24 protein-coding genes are annotated in these 23,816 nt (G+C 60.8%); 11 read left to right on the forward strand and 13 right to left on the reverse strand.

Annotation, left to right across the window (positions count from 1 at the left end; all coding sequences use genetic code 11):
• Positions 1–138 precede the first annotated feature (138 nt).
• Positions 139–1,098: a nucleoside-specific channel-forming protein Tsx gene (locus L8H52_RS14680; protein WP_242207507.1), complete on the forward strand. Its 960-nt coding sequence runs from the start codon at positions 139–141 to the stop codon at positions 1,096–1,098.
• A gap of 15 nt (positions 1,099–1,113) precedes the next feature.
• Complete coding sequence (locus L8H52_RS14685; protein ID WP_242207506.1) at positions 1,114–2,136, forward strand: purine nucleoside permease; 1,023 nt, start codon at positions 1,114–1,116, stop codon at positions 2,134–2,136.
• A gap of 120 nt (positions 2,137–2,256) precedes the next feature.
• Here the strand turns inward: L8H52_RS14685 and L8H52_RS14690 are convergent, their stop codons facing one another.
• The 3 genes from L8H52_RS14690 to L8H52_RS14700 all read right to left on the reverse strand — a co-directional run bounded on the left by L8H52_RS14690 (position 2,257) and on the right by L8H52_RS14700 (position 4,424).
• Complete coding sequence (locus L8H52_RS14690) at positions 2,257–3,213, reverse strand: zinc-binding alcohol dehydrogenase family protein (RefSeq protein ID WP_242207505.1); 957 nt, start codon at positions 3,211–3,213, stop codon at positions 2,257–2,259.
• Between the two features lie 30 nt (positions 3,214–3,243).
• Positions 3,244–3,417, reverse strand: coding sequence for a DUF1427 family protein (locus tag L8H52_RS14695; protein WP_007969534.1), 174 nt, complete (start codon positions 3,415–3,417; stop codon positions 3,244–3,246).
• A 224-nt stretch (positions 3,418–3,641) separates the two neighbouring features.
• Positions 3,642–4,424, reverse strand: coding sequence for a helix-turn-helix transcriptional regulator (locus L8H52_RS14700; protein ID WP_242207504.1), 783 nt, complete (start codon positions 4,422–4,424; stop codon positions 3,642–3,644).
• A 136-nt stretch (positions 4,425–4,560) separates the two neighbouring features.
• On the opposite strand from L8H52_RS14700, the gene L8H52_RS14705 reads away from it, so the two are divergent.
• Together L8H52_RS14705 and L8H52_RS14710 are read left to right on the forward strand one after the other, a co-directional pair.
• A complete protein-coding gene (locus L8H52_RS14705; protein ID WP_242207503.1) occupies positions 4,561–4,788 on the forward strand; it encodes a DUF6555 family protein in 228 nt (75 codons plus the stop codon).
• A gap of 39 nt (positions 4,789–4,827) precedes the next feature.
• Positions 4,828–5,100 carry a hypothetical protein gene (locus tag L8H52_RS14710; RefSeq protein WP_242207502.1) on the forward strand — a complete coding sequence of 91 codons (273 nt, stop codon included), beginning with the start codon at positions 4,828–4,830 and terminating at the stop codon, positions 5,098–5,100.
• A 25-nt stretch (positions 5,101–5,125) separates the two neighbouring features.
• On the opposite strand, the gene L8H52_RS14715 is transcribed toward L8H52_RS14710, so the two are convergent.
• The 3 genes from L8H52_RS14715 to L8H52_RS14725 all read right to left on the reverse strand — a co-directional run bounded on the left by L8H52_RS14715 (position 5,126) and on the right by L8H52_RS14725 (position 7,200).
• A complete protein-coding gene (locus L8H52_RS14715; RefSeq protein ID WP_242207501.1) occupies positions 5,126–5,284 on the reverse strand; it encodes a metallothionein in 159 nt (52 codons plus the stop codon).
• Positions 5,285–6,249: 965 nt separating this feature from the next.
• Positions 6,250–6,705 (reverse strand): DMT family transporter, encoded by a 456-nt coding sequence (locus tag L8H52_RS14720; RefSeq protein ID WP_242207500.1) that lies wholly within the window; start codon positions 6,703–6,705, stop codon positions 6,250–6,252.
• A 3-nt stretch (positions 6,706–6,708) separates the two neighbouring features.
• A complete protein-coding gene (locus tag L8H52_RS14725) occupies positions 6,709–7,200 on the reverse strand; it encodes a DMT family transporter (RefSeq protein ID WP_242207653.1) in 492 nt (163 codons plus the stop codon).
• A 107-nt stretch (positions 7,201–7,307) separates the two neighbouring features.
• Between L8H52_RS14725 and L8H52_RS14730 the strand changes: the two genes are divergently transcribed.
• Positions 7,308–8,243 (forward strand): LysR family transcriptional regulator, encoded by a 936-nt coding sequence (locus L8H52_RS14730; protein WP_242207499.1) that lies wholly within the window; start codon positions 7,308–7,310, stop codon positions 8,241–8,243.
• A gap of 221 nt (positions 8,244–8,464) precedes the next feature.
• Here L8H52_RS14730 and L8H52_RS14735 read toward each other — a convergent pair whose 3' ends face one another.
• Together L8H52_RS14735 and L8H52_RS14740 are read right to left on the reverse strand one after the other, a co-directional pair.
• Positions 8,465–10,147, reverse strand: a complete 1,683-nt coding sequence (locus L8H52_RS14735) for a methyl-accepting chemotaxis protein (RefSeq protein ID WP_242207498.1) — start codon at positions 10,145–10,147, stop codon at positions 8,465–8,467.
• A gap of 202 nt (positions 10,148–10,349) precedes the next feature.
• Complete coding sequence (locus L8H52_RS14740) at positions 10,350–11,666, reverse strand: Na+/H+ antiporter NhaC family protein (RefSeq protein WP_242207497.1); 1,317 nt, start codon at positions 11,664–11,666, stop codon at positions 10,350–10,352.
• 255 nt (positions 11,667–11,921) lie between these two features.
• On the opposite strand from L8H52_RS14740, the gene L8H52_RS14745 reads away from it, so the two are divergent.
• A complete protein-coding gene (locus L8H52_RS14745; protein WP_242207496.1) occupies positions 11,922–14,069 on the forward strand; it encodes a methyl-accepting chemotaxis protein in 2,148 nt (715 codons plus the stop codon).
• Positions 14,070–14,365: 296 nt separating this feature from the next.
• Here the strand turns inward: L8H52_RS14745 and L8H52_RS14750 are convergent, their stop codons facing one another.
• Genes L8H52_RS14750 through L8H52_RS14765 form a run of 4 tightly spaced genes read right to left on the reverse strand, consistent with a single transcriptional unit; the run spans position 14,366 to position 16,967 of the window.
• Positions 14,366–15,679, reverse strand: coding sequence for a sensor histidine kinase (locus L8H52_RS14750; protein ID WP_242207495.1), 1,314 nt, complete (start codon positions 15,677–15,679; stop codon positions 14,366–14,368).
• A complete protein-coding gene (locus tag L8H52_RS14755; RefSeq protein WP_242207494.1) occupies positions 15,676–16,344 on the reverse strand; it encodes a response regulator transcription factor in 669 nt (222 codons plus the stop codon). Before L8H52_RS14755 ends, L8H52_RS14750 begins: the two co-directional genes overlap by 4 nt.
• A 3-nt stretch (positions 16,345–16,347) precedes the next feature.
• The gene (locus tag L8H52_RS14760) at positions 16,348–16,659 is read right to left on the reverse strand and encodes a PepSY domain-containing protein (RefSeq protein ID WP_038362521.1); all 312 of its coding nucleotides are present in this window, start codon (positions 16,657–16,659) and stop codon (positions 16,348–16,350) included.
• Positions 16,659–16,967 (reverse strand): PepSY domain-containing protein, encoded by a 309-nt coding sequence (locus tag L8H52_RS14765; RefSeq protein WP_242207493.1) that lies wholly within the window; start codon positions 16,965–16,967, stop codon positions 16,659–16,661. Before L8H52_RS14765 ends, L8H52_RS14760 begins: the two co-directional genes overlap by 1 nt.
• A gap of 245 nt (positions 16,968–17,212) precedes the next feature.
• Between L8H52_RS14765 and L8H52_RS14770 the strand changes: the two genes are divergently transcribed.
• From L8H52_RS14770 to codA, 5 genes are all read left to right on the forward strand, one after another.
• Positions 17,213–18,292 (forward strand): patatin-like phospholipase family protein, encoded by a 1,080-nt coding sequence (locus L8H52_RS14770; protein WP_242207492.1) that lies wholly within the window; start codon positions 17,213–17,215, stop codon positions 18,290–18,292.
• Positions 18,293–18,377: 85 nt separating this feature from the next.
• Positions 18,378–18,734 carry a 6-carboxytetrahydropterin synthase QueD gene (gene queD / locus L8H52_RS14775; RefSeq protein WP_007915588.1) on the forward strand — a complete coding sequence of 119 codons (357 nt, stop codon included), beginning with the start codon at positions 18,378–18,380 and terminating at the stop codon, positions 18,732–18,734.
• 201 nt (positions 18,735–18,935) lie between these two features.
• Positions 18,936–19,748: an alpha/beta hydrolase gene (locus L8H52_RS14780; protein ID WP_242207491.1), complete on the forward strand. Its 813-nt coding sequence runs from the start codon at positions 18,936–18,938 to the stop codon at positions 19,746–19,748.
• A gap of 245 nt (positions 19,749–19,993) precedes the next feature.
• Positions 19,994–21,265, forward strand: a complete 1,272-nt coding sequence (gene codB / locus L8H52_RS14785; RefSeq protein WP_242207490.1) for a cytosine permease — start codon at positions 19,994–19,996, stop codon at positions 21,263–21,265.
• A 15-nt stretch (positions 21,266–21,280) separates the two neighbouring features.
• Complete coding sequence (codA, locus tag L8H52_RS14790; protein WP_242207489.1) at positions 21,281–22,528, forward strand: cytosine deaminase; 1,248 nt, start codon at positions 21,281–21,283, stop codon at positions 22,526–22,528.
• 191 nt (positions 22,529–22,719) lie between these two features.
• On the opposite strand, the gene L8H52_RS14795 is transcribed toward codA, so the two are convergent.
• Positions 22,720–23,700, reverse strand: a complete 981-nt coding sequence (locus L8H52_RS14795; RefSeq protein ID WP_242207488.1) for a diaminopimelate epimerase — start codon at positions 23,698–23,700, stop codon at positions 22,720–22,722.
• Positions 23,701–23,816: the final 116 nt, after the last annotated feature.

The raw sequence follows: 23,816 nt of genomic DNA on the forward strand, positions 1-23,816 counted from the left end.
AGGACAGATTTTTCAGCCCATTGAAGGTTTTGGTACGCCTTGTGCAAACGTTTGCGTAACGTCGATACCAACGTTTTCGTAACAAAACCGTACAAGCCCACGGAACACGGGCCTCGATCCGCAAAAAAAGGACTTTGAATGCACGCCGCCTCGCCTTTTCGCGCACCTTTTGCGCGCACGCTCGCTGTTTCCCTGCTACTGACCGGCGTTACCGGACTTCTCAGCCAAAGCGTTCTCGCGCAACCAGCGCCCGCCGAAGAATCTGCCCAGGGCGAAGCCCTCAGCCCCGAAGCCAGCCCGCCAAAAAAAGGTGCGTACCTGTCGGACTGGTACAACCAGGATCTGATGCTGATCGGCAGCAAGGACATCAGCTTCGGCCCGCAACCGGCCGACGATATCTATCTGGAATACGAGTACTTCGGCCGCAAAGGTCCGTTCGAACTGTACGGTTATGTCGACATTCCGAAGATCTTCAACATCGGCAACAGCCACGACAAAGGTGTGTGGGATCACGGCTCGCCAGTGTTCATGGAACACGAACCGCGCATCTCCATCGACTACCTCGCCGGCCGCAGCCTGGCCATTGGTCCGTTCAAGGAATGGTACGTCGCGTTCGACTGGATCTACGACCACGGCAGCCGCAAAGAGAACCGCGCCAACACCCTCTACAGTGGTTTCGGCACCGACATCGATACGCACTCGCGGGTCAACCTGTCGGCCAACCTCTATGGTCGCTACCAGTGGGAAAACTACGGTGCGAGCAATGAATATTCGTGGGACGGCTACCGCGCACAACTCAAGTACATCGTGCCGATCGACAAATTCAGCAACGGCGCCTCACTGACTTACATCGGCTTCACCAACTTCGATTTCGGCTCGGACATGCACAAGGACAACCCGGCGCGCACCGCCAACGCGACGGTGGCGACCAACGTGTTGCTCTACTCGTTCACCCATTTGCGCTTCACGTTGGTGGGACGTTATTTCCACAACGGCGGTAACTGGGAGGACGGCAGCGAGCTGAATTTTGGCGACGGCAATTTCCGCGCGCGTTCCAACGGCTGGGGTTACTACGCCGGCGTCGGTTATCAGTTCTGAATCAAGGAGTTTTTCATGCAAGCAATGATGCGTTTGACCTTGGCCAGCGCGGCCCTGCTCTCCTCCACCGCGTGGGCCGCCGAGGCACCGATCCAACCGAAAGTCGTGCTGATCACCATGTTCGCCCCCGAGGCACAACACTGGATCGATCGCCTGGAGTTGAAACAGGAAATCCGCGTGCCGGGCCTGTCCGCCGAGTACCCGAGCATCCGCTGCAACGCGCAGCAGGTATGTCTGTTGACCACCGGCATGGGCCAGACCAACGCAGCCGCGTCGACATTGGCGCTGGCCTTGTCGCCGAAATTCGACCTGCGCAAAAGCTACTTCTTGATCGCGGGTATCGCTGGCATCAGTCCGAAACACGGGACCATCGGCACCGCCGCATGGGCGCATTATCTGGTGGAATTCGGCACGCAATGGGAGATCGATTCGCGCGATGTGCCATCGAGCTGGCCGACCGGGTATCTGGGCATCAACACCAAAAGCCCGAACGAAAAACCGCCGCTGGATTACAAGACTGAAGTGTTCGAACTCAACCCGGCGTTGCAAGCCAAGGCGTTCGCCCTGAGTCATAAAGTCGAGCTGAGCGAAAGCAAGGAATCGGCCGCGTGGCGCCTGAAATATCCGTCAGCTCCGGCCAATCAACCACCGGTGGTGACGCGCTGCGACACACTGGCCGGCAACACCTGGTTTTCCGGCACGCGCCTGAGCGAACGGGCCGAGGTCTGGACCCAACTGCTGACCGACAACAAGGGCGAATACTGCACGACGCAGCAGGAAGACAACTCGACTTATGAGGCGCTGCTGCGTGCCGGTCGCGAGGGTCTGGTCGACGTGCAACGTCTGGCCGTGGTGCGCGCTGGCTCCGACTTTGATCGCCCGGAACCGGGTGGCAGTGAAGTGGACAACTTGCTCAAGTACGCCGATCAGGGTGGGTTTGTGCCGGCGCTGGAAAACCTCTATCGCGCGGGTAATCCGCTGGTGCAGGACATTCTGAAAAACTGGTCGGCGTGGGAGAACGGCGTGCCGCAATCCTGAGCTAAACACAGTAAAAATGTGGGAGCCTGCTCGCGAAGAGGTTGTGTCAGTCGATCAAGATATTGGCTGACAGACCGCTTTCGCGAGCAGGCTCGCTCCCACAGGTTTTTTTGGGGGATGTCAGGGGATGAGGATGATCTTATCGCCACTGCCCTGATTGACGTCGGCGTAGCGCGCAAGGCCCTCGGCCAGCGGCGCTTCGACCAACCCTTGCGGCAAAGGCAGCAGCCCTTCATCAAAGAACCGCCCGAACTGCTCCAGCATCGCCGCGCACGCTTCTACGCCATACAGCAACGAATTGATCCCGACCACCGATCCGCCCTTGCGATACAGCGCCAGTGCCGGCAACTGCACATGCCCATCGACCGGCGCGGCGATGATCGCGATCCGTCCGAACGTGGCCAGTGCCGCCACCGACGCTGGCAGCCAGAAACCGGTGGTGTCGAAGATCACATCGGCGCCGCCGCGATATACCGCGTTGACCTGCGCGCCGAGGTCTTCCGGCCTATCCAGCTGAATCGTCTGATAACCCTGCGCTTGCAACTCCGCCACCTGCTCCGGGCGTCGCGCGGCTGCCAGCAACTGCGCGCCACGCACTTTCGCCAGCGCCAATGCTGCGGTCGCCACCGCCCCACCGCCGATCACCAACAAACGGGTTTCAGCCGTTACCAGACTGCGTTCCAGCGCATCCCACGCCGTGGTGTACGGCACGCCGAGGCTGGCGGCCTGGGTGAAACTCAGGTGCGACGGTTTGTGCGCCACGCCATTGACCGGCAGTTTGACGAACGCGGCGTGGGTGCCATCGGCGAAAAAGCCCAGCTCACGGCCGGTGCCCCAGACTTCCTGACCGATCAACGCCTGCGGCCCTTCCACGACGACACCAGCGAAATCGCGACCGGGAATCCGTGGCAACGTGGTGTAGGGGAAGCGGCCGAGGACGTTTTTCACATCGCTGGGGTTCAGTCCGGCAGCCTTGATCTGCACCAGCACTTCGTCAGCGCCGGGTGCCGGGGTCGGCACCTCGACGTAGCGCAGGGAAGACAGGTCGCCGGTTTTATCGAATTGCAGTGCTTTCATGGGGACATCCACCGAAGGAGAAAAGGAAACTCAGGACAGCCAACCGGCGACCAGTTGCCGGCCCATCGGCCACAGCTGCTCACCGGCCAGCATGCCGAGCAAACCGACCAGCGCGATGGCCGGTGGCGCCGGAGAGCGGAAATCCAGCGCGCCGTACAACAGGCCGACGCCCAGACCGATGGCCAGCGAGATCAGGTAGTTCATGGGGAGGAACTCCGCCGTTTGAAGGGAATGGGCAGAGTCTAGGGAGTCGGCGGGGACGGTATCGGCCAAGGACTTCTGAATTTCGGACAAACCTGCCGCAGTTGCCACAAATCCCTGTGGGAGCGAGCCTGCTCGCGAAAGCGGTGCGCCAGTGAAGGATAAGTCTGCTGATCCACCGCCTTCGCGAGCAGGCTCGCTCCCACATTGGATCTGCGCTGGTTTGATTAATCCTGTTCGACTGTAAACTGTGAGGGGGCGACACCCAATTCGCGGCGGAACATATCGCTGAAACTGCTGGGCGAGTAGCCGAGCTCCCGGGCAATGACACTCACCGCCACACCCTGAATCAACGCCGCCACCGCCGTCGCCAGTTGCACCTGCCGCCGCCACTCGGCGAAGCCCATGCCGAGGCTGTCCTTGAACAACCGCGCCAGCGTGCGCACGCTGGCGCCGGCATTTTCCGCATGCTGTTCGAAAGTAATCTCCAGCGACGGAGCCGCCATCACTGCCTGACACAGATTCATCAAGCGCCGGTCGGAATCATCCGGCATCGGGATCTTCAACTGCGAACGCCTGGCGCGTTTCAGCTCCAGCAAGGCCAAGCCGACCAGCGCTTCGTAATACTCTGGATTGCCGCTATCGCCCTGCTCCACCAGCCCGACGATCAACTCACGCAGCAAACCGCCAACCTCGATGACCTGCACCGTCTGATCCAGAGTGGCCGCCAATGCCGGGCGCAGGTAGATATTGCGCATCTGCAGATCCGAGACCACCCGAATCCCGTGAGGCACGCCTGGCGGCAACCACACCGCCCGCTGCGGCGGCACCACTAGCGCTTCGTGGGGTGTCTCGACCCACATCACCCCGCTCATCGCATACAGCAACTGCCCCCAGACATGTTCGTGCGGCTCGATAAACAACCCACGCGGATACGTCCGCGCCACGCGTTGCACGGGCACATCGGTGTCACTGAGATCGGGGGGCGCGGCAAGGGCCATGGCGAGCATTCATTGGGGTTGGCGGGAACGCCATGGTAACCAGTGCGCCACGGCGTCGCCAACGATAGATACCGTCGGACAATCCGAGTGAATTTTCGCGCAGCGCCGCGATCCCTCTATTACCACAGGGAGGAATACGGGCTTTATGAACAACGCAAAACTCTACGTCATCGAATACACCCTTCACGGCACGCCCAAGTCGTTCATTATCCGCTCGGACAAGATGGACAACGCCGAGGCGTGGCACTGGGCAAGTTGCGACGCCGGCGTCGGTCGCATCCCGCGCTTTGGCCGTGAAAAAGTACAGAAAACCAGCAAACCGATGGCGGAAAAATTCGGCGTCGAAAACGTGGTCTGGCGAACCACCCGCTAAGCTCTGCCCAGCGATCGGCAACATTCGGGGGAATGCACCATGAACAACATCATCAGCCCGGCGCATCTGGACTACGGCCTCGATACGCTGTTCGGGCGTATTACCAAAAGCGTGGATTGCCGTGTTGGGCTGGAGGCGGTCGAGGATGATCCGTTTCGTTTTGCCCTGAGAGTGCCGGCGCCGCTACCGGAAGACCTCGACCAGGCGAAAACCGTGGTGGTCCGGGTTGAAGGGCGACGGCTGCAAGGCACGGTGCGGCATGCCGAGCGGCTGGATGATGAGAGTTTGAAACTTGAAGTGGAGCCTGATTAGGCTCCACTTTTTTATGCGTCGATCGTTATTTGTGGGCGCATTTACAGCCCTTGGTTGAACATTCCGCACCATTCTCATGATGATGAGCGCAAGCCTCGCAGCAAAAATGCTTGCCATGACGCACGACCGGATGCTCGCCGAGCTTGCAATTGCATTTAGGGCAGTCACAGGTTTTATCAGGCATGGGACAGACTCCTTGGGTGGTGGTGGTCTGGGGCTTGAAGGGTAAGCCGTGATACCTAGTGTAGGAGCTGCCGCAGGCTGCGATCTTTTGATTTTGTTTGGGATTGGGGTTTGGGGTTTGGGGTTTGGGGGCATATCCGTTGCTGCGGGTGTTGCCGCTGGCGGTTTCGCTCTTACAGCGAGTCCCTTTTTCAAACGCCAAAAAGGAACCAAAAGGCTTTGCCCCTGGCGTACGGCACTTCGCCTAGGCTCAGTGTTCCCTCGCTACGGTGTCCATCCGGGGGCATCGCCTACGGTTTGCTTCGCTGCACCTCCTCTCGATGTGTGCGGCTGCGCCGCACGGCGCTACGCGCCTACCCCCGGATGAACACCTTCGCTCGGCCTGCCGATGGGGCAAAAGATCAAAAGCCAAAGCAAAAGCCAAAGCAAGATCACAAGCCAGATCAAGAGCCCCTCACCCTAGCCCTCTCCCGGAGGGAGAGGGGACTGACCGAGGTGATTGCGAGAGATACGGCGACTTGAAATACCGAGTTGAACGCAAATTTTGAGAGGCCCACCATCGGCCCCCTCTCCCTCGGGAGAGGGCTGGGGTGAGGGGAGAATCCACCACAAATCCAAAACCGACCACGCCCCGCTCTTCACCACTCAATAGGCCGAGTGTCAGCTCGCCTGCTCTTGATCTTGATCCACGGGCGACGTCGGAAGGCTGAGTGGAGGGATTGATCCGGGCGTGGGAGCGTAGCGACCGTTTGGCGCAGCCAAACACAGCGAGAGGAGGTGCAGCGAAGCAAACCGTAGGCGCTGCGCCCGGATCGATCCCGCAGCGAAGGAACCCCGAGCCCCAGCGAGCGGGCCGCACGCAGGAGCAAGCCTTTTTGGTTACTTTTTCGGCGTCTGGAAAAAGTGACCCGCCGTAAGGGCGGAACCCTAATCAGCAACACCCGCAGCAACGGATATGCACTCAACTCACTCAGCGCCACGCGAACTACTGCGATACATAAACACCAAAGCCACCCCCAAACACACCATCGCCAAAATCCGCGAACCAGACAGCTCAATCGCCGGATTCCCCAACCAGCCAAAATTATCAATCAACATCCCCATCCCCAACTGCCCGACAATCACCGCCACCGTCGCCACAGCCGTCCCCACCACCGGCACCGCCCCGACCATCACCATCATGTACACCACGCCAAACAGCGCCCCGGTCAACTGCCACTTCGGCACCTGCAAAAGACTCACCGCCTGCGCCGGCTCAAAAAACAAAATCAACAACCCCGTCGTCACGGCGCCCACAACAAACGTCAACAAACTACTGCGCAACACCCCAACCGACTCGCCCAGACGCCCATTGATCGCCGCCTGCACACTCAACACCGCACCGGCCAAGACCACTACCGCCAACAAAATAATCAGACTCATCATTCACCCCCGCGCAATCAAGACAAGTGCTACCACAATCAACCCCAACGCCAGCCAGCGCTCGGCATTGACCTTCTTGCGCGTCGCCCCGAACCAGCCGAAATGGTCAATCAACACACTCTTGCCGACCTGCCCGGACAGAATCGCAATCATCGTCATGGCGATGCCGATGTGCGGCGTTGCCAACGTCAACACCACCACATACATCGGCCCCAGAAATCCGCCAATCAACTGCCAGCGCGGCAGATCAGTCAGCGCTGGCCCCTTCTGTGGCCCGGCAAACAACAACAGCAAAAACAGAATCGCCGAGCCGACCCCGAAGATGCTCAAAGTTGCCCACAGATGCCCGACCTGCACACCCAACGGCCCGAGCAACCCCGCCTCCACCGACAAACCCATGCCCGCCAGAATCACCAGCGGCAGCAACAACAGGCGCAACCCCGACTTCTTCACCGGCGCCGCGACTGCGACCTCATCCAACGTCTGCATAAACAACATTCCACTCAAGTAAACGATGGCGCGGATTATCGGCTGGCGAAGCTGTGCGATAAATGGGAGCATCCGGACAACACTTTTGCGCAATTCGCACAGCAGGACACATCATGCAAGGGCTCAACGAACTCGGATTCAAGGCACTCAGGCTGTTTGTGGCCGTGCTCGATCACGGCAGCTTCTCCGAAGTGGCCCGCCGCGAAGGCGTGGCGCCCTCCTCGATTTCCCGGCAGATCCAGTTGATGGAACAGGCGCTGAATCAGCAATTGCTCTACCGCCACACCCGCGCCGTCACGCCCACCGAAGCCGGGCGCATGCTCGGCCATCATGCGCGACTGGTGCTGGTGCAACTGGAGGAAGCCGAACAGGCGCTGCAGGAACAGCAAAGTGAACCCACGGGCCTGGTGCGGATCAACGCCCCGGTGGTGTTCGGCCAGCGGCATCTGACGCCGTGGCTGGGCAATTTGTGTGCGCGTTATCCGAAGCTGCAACTGGATATCCAGCAGACCGATCACTATGTCGATCCGTTGCAGGAAGGCGCCGATCTGCTGTTCCGCATCGGCCCGTTGCACGACTCGAGCATGCAGGCACGGATTCTGGCGCCGCATCGTTTTCAGGTGGCGGCGAGCCCCGCTTATCTCGAGCGTCATGGCTCCCCGCAGAAACCTGAAGATCTCGCGCAACATCAGTGCCTGGCCTACAAAGGCGCGACCGGCCAGCAGCGCTGGTTTTTCCGCCGCGAGAACGAGGACTGGACGCCGTACTCGGTGAAAGGCCCGATCACTGGCAACCACGCCGACACCCTCACCCAGGCCGCCGAGCAAGGCTTGGGGCTGGTGATGTTTCCGTCATGGCTGATTGGTGAAGCGGTGCGTGACGGCACGCTGGTGCCGGTGCTGGGGGAATATCAGGTGTCGAACAGCCTGGAACCGCAGCAGATTGCGGTGTTGTGGCCGGGGAGCCGGAGGTTGTCGGTGAAGGTGCGGACGGTGATTGATTTCTTTGTCGAATGCTTTGGTGAAGTGCCTTACTGGGATCGTCCCTGAAAGCTGGAGATCAAGAGCCCCTCACCCTAGCCCTCTCCCGGAGGGAGAGGGGACTGATTGGGGGATATTACAGGCATGCACCGACCTGAAAGCTCTGCTGTGAATCCAAAATCGACTCGATTTCTCAGGTCGATGGATGACGCAAGACGCCTCGGTCAGTCCCCTCTCCCTCTGGGAGAGGGCTAGGCGGGCGGCGTTCCGATGAGGGGCTTTTCAAGCGGTCAGATCCGGAACTGACCCACGAGTTTGCCCAGGCGCTGCCCCAGCTCCGCCAGACTGCGCGACGTCTGCGCGCCCAACTGCGTTTCATCGGCCACGTTATCCACCGCCACCGCAATCTGGTGCACGCTGCGGTTGATCTCTTCGGCCACCGCCGTCTGCTCTTCCGCCGCACTGGCAATCTGCGCGTTCATCGAGTTGATCGTCGCAATCAACGATGCCATCGCATCCAGCGAAGCCCCGGCCTGGTTAGCCTGCTGCGAAGTGCCGTCACCGGCCTCGCTGGAACGGCGCATCGCCTCGACCGCTTGCTGGGTGCCCGCCTGCAAGCGATCGATCATGCCCTGAATTTCCTGGGTGCTGATCTGCGTACGGCTGGCCAATGCCCGCACCTCATCCGCGACCACGGCAAAACCACGTCCGGCTTCACCGGCCCGTGCCGCTTCAATCGCGGCGTTGAGCGCCAGCAGGTTGGTCTGTTCGGCGATCGAACGGATCACCCCGAGCACACCCACAATCGAGGTCACGTCCTGCTGCAGGCTGTCGAGCGATACGCCGCTGCTGCGGATGTCATCGACCAGCGCATGAATCTGCTTGATGCTACCCGCCACCACACGCTTGGCACTCTGGCCTTCTTCGTCGGTCTGCTGGGCGGCGACGGCGGCGTTCTGCGCGCTTTTGGCGACTTCCTGTGCGGCGGCGGACATCTCGTTGATCGCCGTGGCGACCTGATCGGTCTCGTGACGCTGACGTTCCATCGCCTGATCCGAGCGCTGCGCCTGATCGGACACCTGCGTCACCAGCCCGGTGAGTTGCGTGGTCATTTCGGTGATCTGCCGCACCAGGCCGTGGATCTTGTCGACGAAGCGGTTGAACGAACCGGCCAGTTCACCGAGCTCATCCTGGCTGGTGATGTTCAGCCGACGCGTGAGGTCGCCCTCACCCGCCGCGATGTCATCGAGGTTGGCTTTCATCAGGGTCAGTGGACGCAAAATGGTATTGGCCAGGAGCATCCCCGCCGCTGCGATCACCAACAGCACCACTACCGCCACACCAACGATGCTCAGCACCACGCCTTGCATGCGCTCCTGCACCTGCGCTTCGACCAGCGCCACTTGCGCTTCGATACCGTCGAGGTTGACCGAGGTGCCGACTGCCATGTCCCACTTCGCCAGGTACTCGGTGTAACCGAGTTTCGGCACCAACACCTGCGCATTGCCCGGCAGCGGCGAGCTGTATTGCAGATAATGCGTGCCGTCCTTCGCCACACTGACCAGGCCACGGTTGACGTAAACGCCGTTCGGGTCGCGGTTGTCTTTAAAGCTTTTGCCCACGCCTTCGGGGTCGTTGGCCTTGAACAGGCGCACGGTCTCGGAGTCGTAGCCGAAGAAATAACCGTCCTTGCCGTAGCGAATCCCCGAAAGCAACTTGATCGCCTGCGCCCGCGCATCAACGTCACCGGCAGCGGCCGCGTCGTACAGCGGTTTGATCGTGGTCATGGCCACGGCGACATAACTTTGCAGGGTGGCTTTGGCGTCGCCGAGCAGGCGCTCGCGGGTCTGTTCGACCTCTTTGTGCGCCTGTTCCTGGAGGATGACCAGCGTGGTCAGGCTGATGACCAGCGCAAAGAGCAACACCGGGAGAACGGCAAGGGAGAGGACTTTAGCCTTGAGGCTCAGGCGCATTGTGGGAGCTCACTCTTTTGGTTTTATTGGCGTGGTTAAAGGCTTTAACGGCACGCCAGAGCAAAAGTTGAGCTTCGGTATGAGGATCGTTCCCACGCTCTGCGTGGGAATGCAGCCCCGGACGCTCCGCGTCCAACAACGTGACGCAGAGCGTCACAAGAGGCATTCCCACGCAGAGCGTGGGAACGATCACCGGCGGGGTTCAGAGAACCATCGCGGCCACCCAGCCGAACGCCAGCAGCGGCAAGTTATAGTGCAGGAACGTCGGCACCACGGTGTCCCAGATGTGGTGATGCTGGCCGTCGATGTTCAGGCCGGAGGTCGGCCCGAGGGTCGAATCCGAGGCCGGCGAACCGGCGTCGCCCAACGCGCCGGCGGTGCCGACGATGCACACGATGGCGATCGGGCTGAAGCCCAGTTGCACGCACAGCGGCACAAAAATCGCCGCGAGAATCGGCACGGTGGAAAACGACGAACCGATGCCCATGGTCACCAGCAACCCGACCAGCAACATCAACAGAGCGCCGACACCCTTGCTGTGATTGATCCACGACGCTGACGATTCGACCAGTGTCTGCACTTCGCCGGTGGCCTTCATCACTTCGGCAAAACCGGAAGCGGCGATCATGATGAAGCCGATCATCGCCATCATCTTCATGCCCTCGGTGAAGAGGTCATCGGTCTCGCGCCACTTGACGATGCCGGACGCTGAAAAGATCAGAAAACCGACCAGCGCCCCGATAATCATCGAGTCCAGCAGCAGTTGCACAATGAACGCGGCGGCAATCGCCACACCGGCAATCATCAGGCTCAGCGGGTTGTACTGCACCGCCACTTGCTCGACCTGCTCGATCTTCGCCAGGTCGTACACACGCCGTTTGCGATAAGTGATGAACGCCATCGCCAGGCCGAAGACCATGCCCATCGCGGGAATGCCCATGGCGTGGGTGACATTGATGCCGCTGATGTCGACGCCGCTGCGCGCAACATTCGCCAACAAAATCTCATTGAGGAAAATGTTACCGAAGCCTACCGGCAGAAACATGTACGGCGTGATCAGACCGAAGGTCATCACGCAGGCGATCAGGCGGCGGTCGAGTTGCAGCTTGGTCAGTACATATAAAAGCGGCGGCACCAGCAGTGGAATGAAGGCGATGTGGATCGGCAGGATGTTCTGCGAAGCGATCGCCACGACCCACAGCAAGCCGATCAGCAGCCATTTGACGCGGCCACCGCCGGTCGCATGTTGACGGTCAACCATCGCCAGCGCCTTGTCGGCCAAGGCGTGGGCGAGGCCCGACTTGGCAATCGCCACGGCGAAAGCGCCGAGCAAGGCGTAGGACAACGCCACCGTCGCGCCACCGCCCAAGCCACTATTGAAGGCCTTGAGCGTGGCATCGATGCCCAGGCCACCGGTGAGGCCGCCGACCAGCGCGCCCACGATCAAGGCGATCACTACGTGCACGCGGGACAGGCTGAGGATCAGCATGACGCCGACTGCCGCTATGACTGCATTCATTTCACTTCCTCGAAAAACACTGCGGTGGAAAACCGACCGCCAGACAGAATGAGTCCGCCAAGGCTTAACCGGCGGATTTGCAAAGAGGGTCTTATTAGAAGGGCGCGCACTGTGCCGCAGAGTGGCCGCAGTGTCAAAGCGAGCGGGCGATTTCGGGTGCGGCAATCCGCCATATTGTGTTTCAAGGATAAAGAAAGCCAAAACGCGGCCGTTACAGTGCAAAGTCTCAGATATTTATCGAATAAGGACGTCTCCATGTCGCTCAGACAACTTTCCATCCAATGGAAAATCACCCTGCTCGCCGGCCTGTGCCTGGCCGGTATCGTGACCCTGTTGGTCGGTCTTTCGCTGTATCGCATGGAGCACAGTTCCGAACTGGTGAAAGCTTCGAGCATGGAAATGCTCACTGAGTCGGCGCAGGCGCGCATCGAATCGCAAGGTGAAGTGCAGGCCGCCGGTATCCGCCAGCAGTTCATGGACGCCTATCAGTACGGCTATGGCTTTTCGCGGCAGGTGTTGTTCCTGCGCGAGCAGGCCGAGAAGCGTTTTCTCGATGCCTTCGACCTGCGCGAAGACATGACCCGTCAGGTCAAATCGGCGCTGCAAGCCAACCCGGATCTGCTCGGCCTGTCGCTGGTGTTCGAAGCCAATGCGCTGGACGGCAAGGATGAACTGTTCGCCGGTCAGGCCGAACTCGGCAGCAATGACAAGGGCCGTTTCGCCCTGTACTGGTCGCAACCGACCCCGGGCAAAGTCACCTCGATGGCCCTGCCGGAAAGCGACATGGCCGACACCAGCACTGGCCCTAGCGGTCAGGCGGCCAATGCCTGGTTCACCTGCCCGCGCGCCACGCTCAAGCCATGCGTGATCGAACCGTACTTCTATGTGATCGACGGGCAGAAGGTGCTGATGACCAGCATCGTTTTCCCGTTGATGGTCAACGGCAAAGTCATCGCTTCGCTGTCGGTCGACATCAACCTCAACAGCCTGCAAGCGATCAGCCAGGGCGCGAGCAAAAAACTCTACGACGGCCAGACCGCCGTGAGCATTATCAGCCCCGCCGGCCTGCTCGCCGGTTACAGCCCGGATGCCGGCAAACTCAGCCAGCGTCTGGACGCCGTGGACAAGGTCAGCGGCGCCGAGTTGCTCAGCAAACTCGCTTCCAGCACCAGCGTCAGCAGCCTGCACAGCAACGGCCAGTTGAAAGTGCTGTCGCCGTTCCAGCCAATTCCGGGCGGCCCGTCGTGGGGCGTGCTGCTCGATGTGCCGGAAAAAGTCCTGGTCAGCCGCGCCGAAGCGCTCAAGCAACAGCTGGACGCGAGTAACAACTCGGGCACGCTGATCGAGCTGGGCCTCGGCGTGCTGGCCGCGTTGATCGGCCTGCTGCTGGTGTGGCTGATGGCGCGCAGCGTGACCAAACCGATCCTCGGCGTGGCGCATATGCTCGAAGACATCGCCAGCGGCGAAGGCGATCTGACCCGTCGCTTGGCCTACGACAAAAAGGACGAACTCGGTCAGTTGGCCGGCTGGTTCAACAAGTTCCTCGACAAGTTGCAGCCGATCATCGCCGAAGTGAAACGCTCGGTGCAGGATGCGCGCAACACTGCCGACCAGTCCTCGGCCATCGCCACCCAGACCAGCGCCGGCATGGAACAGCAATACCGTCAGGTCGATCAGGTCGCCACCGCCTCCCACGAAATGAGCGCCACCGCGCAAGACGTCGCTCGCAGCGCAGCGCAGGCTGCCGAAGCCGCCAAGGATGCTGATCGCGCGACCCGCCAGGGCCTGACCGTGATCGACCGCACCACCGCCAGCATCGACACCCTCGCCGCCGACATGAGCGCAGCGATGGTGCAAGTTGAAGGTCTGGCCGCCAACAGCGAGAAGATCGGCGCGGTGCTGGAAACCATCCGCGCCATTGCTGAACAGACCAACTTGCTGGCGCTCAATGCCGCGATTGAGGCGGCGCGTGCCGGTGAGGCTGGCCGTGGTTTTGCCGTGGTCGCCGATGAAGTCCGTAACCTCGCCCGCCGCACACAGGAATCGGTGGAAGAGACCCGTCAGGTCATCGAGCAGTTGCAGAGCGGTACCCAGGATGTGGTCGGTTCGATGGGCAACAGCCATCGTCAGGCTCAGGGCAGTGTCGAACAGGTGGGCCAGGCGGTGACTGCGCTGCGCCAGATTGGCGAGGCGGTGACGGTGATCAGCGACATGAACCTGCAGATTGCCAGTGCCGCTGAAGAGCAAAGTGCGGTGGCTGAAGAGATCAATAACAACGTGGCGACGATTCGCGATGTGACGGAGTCGTTGTCCGAGCAGGCGAATGAGTCGGCGCGGGTGAGTCAGTCGCTCAATAGCCTGGCGAATCAGCAGCAGGGTTTGATGGATCAGTTCCGCGTTTGATTCGAAGGTGGTGGGGTGTCAGCTGGATTCCCCCCTCACCCCAGCCCTCTCCCCCCAAGGGGGGCGAGGGGGAAAGGGAGCCGATCTTCATGTCATTCAAAACCTGAGTTCGGCTCCATATTTCAGATCACGATGATGCTTTCAAAACCTGAGTTCAGACTCGGTGTTTCAAATCACAGTGATGCTTTCAAACCCTGAGTTCGACTCGAGACCTCACGTCGGTGTATCTCGAACAAACACCTCGGTCAGTCCCCTCTCCCTCCGGGAGAGGGTTAGGGTGAGGGGCTTTTAAAGGCTCACCGCCGAGGCAGCTCGATCACCACTTTCAACCCGCCCCACTCACTCTCGCCCAACACCAGCAACCCGCCCCAGGTGTCGACAATGTCGCGCACAATCCCCAATCCCAGGCCATGCCCGTGGGTCTGCTCGTCCAGCCGCGTACCCCGGCTGAACACCTCTGCACGTTGCTCTTCAGGAATCCCCGGGCCGTCATCTTCCACGCTCAGCGCATAGCCATCCGTACGTTCGATCACACTCAAACGCACCTCGGCATCCGCCCACTTGCAAGCGTTGTCCAGCAGGTTACCGAGCAGCTCGAGCAAATCCTCACGATCCCACGGCAGTTGCAACCCCGCCGGGGCGACATAGCTCAGCGCCAGATGCTCGCCATGAATCATGTTCAACGTCGCCAGCAACCCCGGCAGTTCCGCATCACAATCGAACAACGCACCGGGCAGCGCATCACCGGACAACCGTGCCCGGTTGAGCTCGCGATTAAGCCGCTGCTGCACCTGCTCCAGTTGTTCCTTGAGGACCTTGCGCAACTCGGGATGAGCATCGAGTTTTTCGCTGGAGGCCAGACTCAACAGCACCGCCAGCGGCGTTTTCAAAGCATGTCCGAGATTGCCCAAGGCATTGCGTGAGCGCTTGAGGCTGTCTTCGGTGTGGGCGAGCAAATGGTTGATCTGTGCCACCAATGGCTCCAGTTCCACCGGCACCTGATCATCGAGTTGCGAACGCTGGCCCTGTTGCAATTGCGCGATCTGCTCGCGGGCCTTTTCCAGTGGTTTCAACGCGCGGCGCACGGTCAAGCGCTGCAAGAACAGAATCAGCAGCAACGCTGCCAGACCGAGTCCAAGGCCGATCTGACGCATGCGCTGAAAGCTCTCGCGCACCGGCGTGTAATCCTGCGCGACGCTGATCGAAATCGATTGGCCCAGGCGTCGATAGTCCGAACGCAGCACCAGCAACTGCTGACCGTCTGGGCCCAGTTGCAGATTGCTGTGCAGACCGGGATGTTCGAGCAACGGCAGGTCCTGATCCCACAACGAGCGCGAACGCCAATGGCTGTCGGCGAAATCGATGCGGAAATAATGCCCGGAAAACGGCCGCTGATAGGCCGGCGACAGATGCCGCTCATCCAGTTGCAGGCCTTGGGGGCCGCGCACCAAGGCCACCAGCAGACTTTCGCTGTCATTGCGCAGACCGGCTTCCAGGTAGCGCTGCAACCCCACTTCGAACAGCCACAGACTGGTTTGCGCCAGCACCACGCCGACGATCACCATCACGCTGATCAGACCCAGGCTCAAGCGGCGCTGGATCGACCTCACGAAGCTTTTCCGCCGAACAGGTAACCCTGACCGCGACGGGTTTCGATCACGCTTTTGCCGAGCTTGCGCCGCAGGTGATTGACATGCACTTCGAGGACGTTGGAATCGCGTTCGGTCTCACCGTCGTAGAGGTGTTCGGCGAGGTGGCTTTTGGAAAGGATCTGCTCCGGGTGCAGCATGAAATAGCGCAGCAGGCGGAATTCGGCGGCAGTCAGTTGAATGTCGGCACCGTCGCGCACCACGCACTGACGGCCCTCGTCCAGATGCAGTCCGGCAGCCTGCAATGTCGGCTGATTGGACTGGCCTTTGGAGCGCCGCAACAGCGATTGAATGCGCAGTTGCAGCTCTTCGGGGTGGAACGGTTTGGTCAGGTAATCATCGGCGCCGGCCTTCAGGCCTTCGATGCGTTCGGCCCAGGAATCGCGCGCCGTGAGGATCAGCACCGGGATCGCCAGACCGCCGGCACGCCATTGCGCCAGCACCTCAAGCCCCGGCACACCCGGCAGGCCGAGGTCGAGAATGATCAGGTCATAGGGCTCGCTGCTGCCCTGATACAGCGCATCACGACCGTCCGCCAGCCAATCCACCGCGTAGCCTTGGCGTTGCAGGCCGGCGAGCAGTTCGTCGGCCAGCGGTACGTGGTCTTCCACCAATAGCAAACGCATCGATCAATCTTCCTTGTCTTTCACAAGTTCGCCGGTATCGGCCTTCAAGTGCAGCTCACGGGCGACACCTTCGACGGTGAGCAACTCGACTTCATAAATGTAGACGTCGTGTTTTTCTTCCAGCTCGACTTCCAGCAACTTTGCGCCGGGATAGCGATCCATCGCCTGCTGCAGCACTTGCTCCAGCGGCAGGATCACGCCCTTCTCCCGCAGACTCAGGGCCTCGTCCTGATCGAGATCGCGGGCCATCGCTGCCGAGCAGAAAATCACCAGCGCCAATGCCGTACGGCTGGTGGCGCGAACATTAACCTTCATTACTTATCCTGATGATCCTTGAGAACCTGCCCAGTCACCGCGTCTAATTCCAGATCCCAATCGACGCCTTGCGCATCGCGCATTTCGATCTGGTAGATGTACTTGCCGTACTCTTCTTCCAGCTCGGTTTCAGTGATCGTCGAACCCGGATGTTTGGCCAACGCGGCGGCGTTGAGCTTCTCGAAGGAGACGATAGTACCAGCGTCGCGCAGACGCAGGGCTTCGTCAGGGCCGAGATCGCGGGCGTGAACAGTGTTGGCAGTGAGGCCGATGATCGCGGCAATGGACAGGGCAGTCAGGGTTTTCATGGTGTCTCCGTATTTTTATGTGTTGCTTAACGGTGGGCACCTTAGCGGGATGAACTTAACTGAAACTGAATTGCCATCATTGCTCCAGCTCAACACATTACCCCTTGTGGGAGCGAGCCTGCTCGCGAATGCGGTGTGTCAGTCAGTAACGATGTGTCTGACCCACCGCATTCGCGAGCAGGCTCGCTCCCACAGGAGGCCGCAGTGGTTCTATAATCCTTCGCTTGCTAACGATCGAGACCGGTATGACCGCCATCCACATCAAATTCCCCGCCCTCACCCTCAAGGCCGGCCCGCGTGCCATGGCACGTATTCGTGCGCAAGGCCTGAACGCCACCGATGTCGGCACCCTGCCCGGCGCCGCCGGTGGGCCGAAGGCGCTGGGCATTCAGGGGCTGGATCTGGCGCTGTTCGGTGAATGGCTACCGAGCGCGCCGCGTGAGCGCTCGCTGATTGGCGCCTCGGTCGGTTCCTGGCGCTTCGCCAGTGCCTGTTTGCCGGACGCCGCCGAAGGCATCCGCCGTCTCGGCCATCTGTACGCCGAGCAGAACTTCAACAAAGGCGTGACCATGGCCGAGATCAGTCAGAGCTCGCAGCGCATGCTCAACGACCTGCTCGATGGCCGCGACGCGAGCATCCTCGACAACGCGCATTACCGCTTGAACATCATGGTGGTGAAAAGCCAGGGGCGTCTGGCCGATGATCATCGCGGGCGTTTGGGTCTGGCGCTGGGCTCGGTGATCGCCGACAACCTGCGCGGCCGCGCACGGCTGTCGCGACACTTCGAACGGCTGATCATCCACGACCCGCGCCTCGCCCCGCCGGTCAATGCACTGAACGACTTCCCTTCGCGCTTCGTCGCGCTGAATGCCGGCAACCTGCGCCAGGCCTTGCTCGCTTCGGGCTCGATCCCAATGGTCATGGAAGGCGTTCGCGATCTGCCAGGTGCTGGCGCCGGCACGTTCCGCGATGGCGGTCTGCTCGACTATCACCTCGATCTGCCCTACAGCGGCGACGGCATCGTGCTCTATCCACACTTCACTGATCGGGTGATTCCCGGCTGGTTCGACAAGACCCTGCCGTGGCGCAAGGCCTCGGTGGAGCGCCTGCAGGACGTGCTGTTGCTCGCGCCATCGAAGGAATATCTGGCGCGCCTGCCCTACGGCAAACTGCCCGATCGAAATGACTTCAAACGCTTCATGGGCGATGCGCCGAGCCGGCAGAAATACTGGCACGCGGCGATGGACGAGAGCCGCCGCCTGGGAGACGAATTCCTTGAACTGACTGCCAATGGTCGCCTCGCCGAGCGCTTGCTGACCCTTTAGTCAGCACGGCCAAACACAAGCTGGTAAACTCGCCGCCTGCCCGAATCGCTGCGGCGAACGCCATCTGAACAGAGCCGAAAATACTGTGGAAATCTTCAAGGAATTTACTTTCGAATCCGCCCACCGCCTGCCGCACGTCCCGGACGGCCACAAGTGCGGACGTCTGCACGGTCACTCGTTCAAAGTGGCGCTTCACCTCAGCGGCGACCTCGATCCGCACACCGGCTGGATCCGCGATTTCTCCGAGATCAAGGCAATCTTCAAGCCGCTGTACGAGCGTCTCGATCATAACTACCTGAACGACATTCCCGGCCTGGAAAACCCGACCAGCGAAGTCCTGGCCAAATTCATCTGGAATGAAATGAAGCCACTGCTGCCGGAACTGAGCGCGATCCGCATTCACGAAACGTGCACCAGCGGCTGCATCTATCGCGGTGAGTAACCTCTGACACCCCAAATACCCCTGTGGGAGCGAGCCTGCTCGCGAAAGCGGTGTGTCAGCCGACATTGATATCGACTGATACGCCCTCTTCGCGAGCAGGCTCGCTCCCACAAGGGACTGGTGTATTGCCAGAGAACAGCCTTCGCGGCTGTTTTTTTACGCCTATGCTTTTTGGCTCCCACCCGCCAAGAGGACAGGCCCATGACAGACTGGCTGCTCGATCAGGTCTTTGACTTCAATGGCCGACAGGTGCGTTACGCCATACACGGCGACGGCCCGCCGCTGGTGTTCGTGCATGGCACGCCGTTTTCGTCGTACGTGTGGCACCGGATTGCGCCGCATTTTTTTGCCACTCATCGTGTGCATTACTTCGATTTGCTGGGCTACGGGCGCTCCGAGCAACCCGACGCGGATGTCTCACTCGGCGTGCAAAACCAACTGTTGGCACAACTGCTCGATCACTGGCATCTGCAACGCCCGGACGTTGTCGCGCACGACTTCGGCGGCGCCACCGTACTGCGTGCGCACCTGCTCAACGGCAAGGACTACCGCAGCCTCACGCTGATCGATCCGGTGGCGCTGACGCCTTGGGGTTCGCCGTTCGTGCAGCACGTCCGCCAGCATGAAGCAGCGTTCAGTGGCCTGCCCGATTACATCCAGCGCGCCATCGTGCCGACCTATATTCGCGGGGCGATTCACCGGGATATTCCTGACGACGAACTCGCTCCCTATGTGCAGCCCTGGCTCGGCGATCCGGGGCAAGCGGCGTTCTATCGGCAGATTGCGCAGATGGACGAACGCTACACGTTGGAAGCGCAACCGCTGTACCCGACAATCCGCTGTCCGGTACAGATTCTCTGGGGTGAAGACGATCAGTGGATTCCCATCGAGCGTGGCCGCGCATTGCACCAAATGATCCCCGGCTCGCAATTCCACGCCATCCCAAACGCAGGCCACCTCGTCCAGGAAGACGCCCCCGAAGCCATAGTTGCCGCCCTGCTGCGCTTCCTCTGAGCCAACACCCATCCCTTGTGGGAGCGAGCCTGCTCGCGAAAGCGCAATATCAGCCACTGCAGATGTCGCCTGACACGCCGCCTTCGCGAGCAGGCTCGCTCCCACATTGGGCTTGGGTGCATTCAGGTGCACCGCTTTCGCGCCAATCCGCGCGGCTCGTCTATACATAACCCGCGCCAAGCGGCATTTGGCACGACCACTGCAACCCTCCCCCGCGTCTCCTCAATTCCAGCAAGGACCGCCCCATGACGCAGAACGCTCCCGGCAACGATTACCCCCTCAGCGAAGTCCCCATGCATGCGCGTAAAGGCCTGGCCTCGACGGCGATGGTGTTACTGGGCTTCACGTTTTTCACTGCAACCATGTTTGCCGGCGGCAAGCTCGGTGTGGCGTTCAGTTTCAGCGAGATGATGGCGGTGATCATCGTCGGCAATCTGCTGCTCGGTCTGTATGCGGCAGGCTTGGGTTACATCGCTTTCAAAAGTGGCCTCAACTCGGTACTGATGGGACGTTTCTGCTTCGGCGAAGTCGGCAGCAAGCTCAGCGACCTGATCCTCGGCTTCACCCAGATCGGCTGGTACGCCTGGGGCACGGCAACGGCAGCCGTAGTCATCGGCAAATACTTCGATCTCGATGAAGGCACGGTACTCGGGCTGATGGTGTTGTTCGGCCTGATGTTCTGCGCCACGGCGTACGTCGGTTATCGCGGGCTGGAGATTCTGTCGTACATCGCGGTGCCGGCAATGATGTTGCTCCTGATGCTGTCGATGTGGGTGGCGACGGTGAAAGTCGGCGGTTTCGAGGGTTTGCTCAGCGTGGTGCCGAGCGGTTCGCTGGACTGGTCGACGGCGATCACCCTGGTGTTCGGCACCTTCGTCAGCGGCGCGACGCAAGCGACCAACTGGACGCGTTTTTCACGTTCGGCGCGGGTCGCGGTGCTGGCCAGCCTGATCGGTTTTTTCATCGGCAATGGCCTGATGGTGTTGATCGGAGCTTATGGTGCGATCGTCTACCAACAACCGGACGTGGTTGAAGTGCTGCTGTTGCAAGGTTTCGCCATGGCCGCGATGGCCATGCTGTTGCTGAACATCTGGAGCACGCAGGACAACACCATCTACAACTTCGCCGTCGCCGGGTGCAACCTGCTGCGCACTGGCCGGCGCAAGACCGTGACCCTCGCTGGCGCGGTGATCGGCACCCTGCTCGCTCTGCTGGGCATGTACGACATGCTGGTGCCGTATCTGACTCTGCTCGGCACGGTAATCCCACCGATTGGCGGAGTGATCATGGCGGACTTCTTCTTCCGTTGGCGCGGGCGTTATCCGCGCTTGGCCGACGCACGGTTGCCGGCGTTCAACTGGCCGGGCCTTGGGGCCTATGCGGTCGGCACGGTCGCCGCGTTCAGCTCGCCATGGGTCGCGCCGCTGGTAGGCATCGCTGCTGCCGCGCTAACGTATGTCATCGTCACCGGCGTGCTCGGCGCTCGCAGCGCGACCGCGCCACTACAAGACCTATAAAAAAGGATTCGCCTGATGCACATCATCAATGCCCGTTTGCGCAACCAGGAAGGTTTGCACGAGTTGCACCTTGAAGACGGTCTGATCCGCAACATCGCCCGGCAGACCGAAGCACCGACGCTCGGCCCGGATGACCTCGACGCCGGCGGCAATCTGGTGGTGCCGCCCTTCGTCGAGCCGCACATTCACCTCGACGCCACGCTGACCGCTGGCGAGCCGCGCTGGAACATGAGCGGCACGCTGTTCGAAGGCATCGAATGCTGGGGCGAGCGCAAGGTCACCATCACCGAAGAAGACACCAAGACCCGCGCCAAGAAAACCATTCAGACGCTGGCCGCCCACGGCATTCAGCACGTGCGCACCCACGTCGATGTCACTGACCCACAACTCACCGCCCTCAAGGCCATGCTCGAGGTGCGCGAGGAAAGCCGTCACCTGATCGATCTGCAAATCGTCGCGTTCCCGCAGGAAGGCATCGAGTCGTTCCGCAATGGCCGCGAGCTGATGGAAGAAGCGATTCGCATGGGCGCTGACGTTGTCGGCGGCATTCCGCATTTCGAGTACACCCGCGATCAGGGCGTCAGTTCGGTGAAGTTTCTGATGGACCTGGCCGAGCGCACCGGTTGCCTGGTCGACGTGCATTGCGATGAGACTGACGACCCGCACTCACGCTTTCTTGAAGTCCTCGCCGAAGAAGCACGCAGCCGCGACATGGGCGCCCTCGTCACCGCCAGCCACACCACGGCGATGGGTTCTTACGACAACGCCTACTGCGCGAAACTGTTCCGTTTGCTGGGCCACTCCGGGATCAGTTTTGTCTCCTGCCCGACCGAAAGCATTCACCTGCAAGGGCGCTTCGACAACTTCCCGAAACGCCGTGGCGTGACCCGTGTGAATGAGCTGCTCGAAGCCGGGATGAACGTGTGTTTCGGCCAGGACTCCATCGTCGATCCGTGGTATCCGCTGGGCAACGGCAACATCCTGCGCGTGCTTGAGGCCGGGCTGCACATCTGCCACATGCTCGGTTATCGCAACCTGCAAAGTGCGCTGGATCTGGTGACTGACAACAGCGCCAAAGCCATGCACCTGGGTGAGCGATATGGGCTGGAACAGGGACGCCCGGCGAACCTGTTGATTCTGTCGGCGGACAGCGATTACGAGGTGATCCGCAGTCAGGGCTTGCCGTTGTATTCGATTCGCGGCGGCAAAGTGTTGATGAAGCGGCAGATGCCGGTGGTTGAGTTCAGTGCTGAGCTGAGCTGAGAGGCGCGCCGTAAATCCAATGTGGGAGCGAGCCTGCTCGCGAAGAGGTTGGCACATTCAACATCAATGTGACTGACCTACCGCTATCGCGAGCAGGCTCACTCCTACAGGGGGCGGTGTTTGAACATGATATTTGTGTTCAACACAAAAACCTGTGGGAGCCGGGCTTGCCAGCGAGGGCGTCTTTGAATTCAGCCCATCAACCGCGCCGTACCAAACAACCTGATCCGGACCAACTCCCCGCCTGCTGCTTCGAGCAAAATCGGCGCCGTGCCGCCGGGCATGACCACCTGCACTTCACCGGCCGCCACCCAACCCACACGCCATGCCGCGCAGGCCACCGCACTGGCACTGGTGCCGGATGACGCGGTCGGCCCTTCGCCACGTTCGAACACCCGGGCGAGGATTTTCTGTGGTGATTCCAGCACCGCCCATTGCAGATTGACGCCTGCCGGGCAGGGCTCTCCAGCACCGGTTGGCATGGCATAGGCGATTTCGGTCAACCCCTCGTTCAGGGGTGATTCACGCATTTGCTCGTTGCCTGGTAAAGCGGCTGCATCACCGAGCAGCGTGACGCAATGCGGATTGCCGATGCGCACGAATTGGCTGTGCGCCCAATCGGGATCAAGTTGTGCCAAGGGTTGGACGTGGCTCACGACCCGACCGTTGAACTCGATGCCTTGAACATTCTGCGCAGCGACGGCATCCGGCCCGAAATCCGCTTGCCCGAGGTCAAGCCAGAAACCGTGAACGCCGTTGACTTCAGCCAGTTTCACCGAGGTTTCGACGGCATCGCCCTTGTCGTGATGCACGCGTAGCAACGCGCCCTCCTCCGGCATCAAGCCTTGCTCGGTCAGTGCCTGCGAGAAAATCGTCAGGCCGTTGCCACTGCGCTCGGCGAGGGTGCCGTCGGTGTTGACGATCAATACGTCGAACGGCGGCGACGTCTGGAACGGGCCGATCAGTAGGCCGTCGCTGCGGTGGGATTTGCTGTTGGGTGGCCGTTGGCCTTGAGGCCAGTCGCAGCAGAACCTGATCGCCGTATCACTCCACGACTGACGTGACGAGGCGCATTCGGCGGCGCTGGCAGGCAAGGCAATGCCTGCCTCGCGAAGTGCCTGCGGCGCAATCACGCCATAGATATTGCCCCGTGCATCGTAGAACTGCGTCATCACCGGCCCTTGCTGTTAAATCCCCTGAAGCCTCCACTGTAAAACGCAATCCCTTGTGGGAGCGAGCCTGCTCGCGAATGCAGTGTGTCAGTCGATATATTTTTCAGCTGACACTG

It is taken from the genome of Pseudomonas sp. CROZ-RG-20F-R04-15 (assembly GCF_022662375.1).
GTDB lineage: Bacteria > Pseudomonadota > Gammaproteobacteria > Pseudomonadales > Pseudomonadaceae > Aquipseudomonas.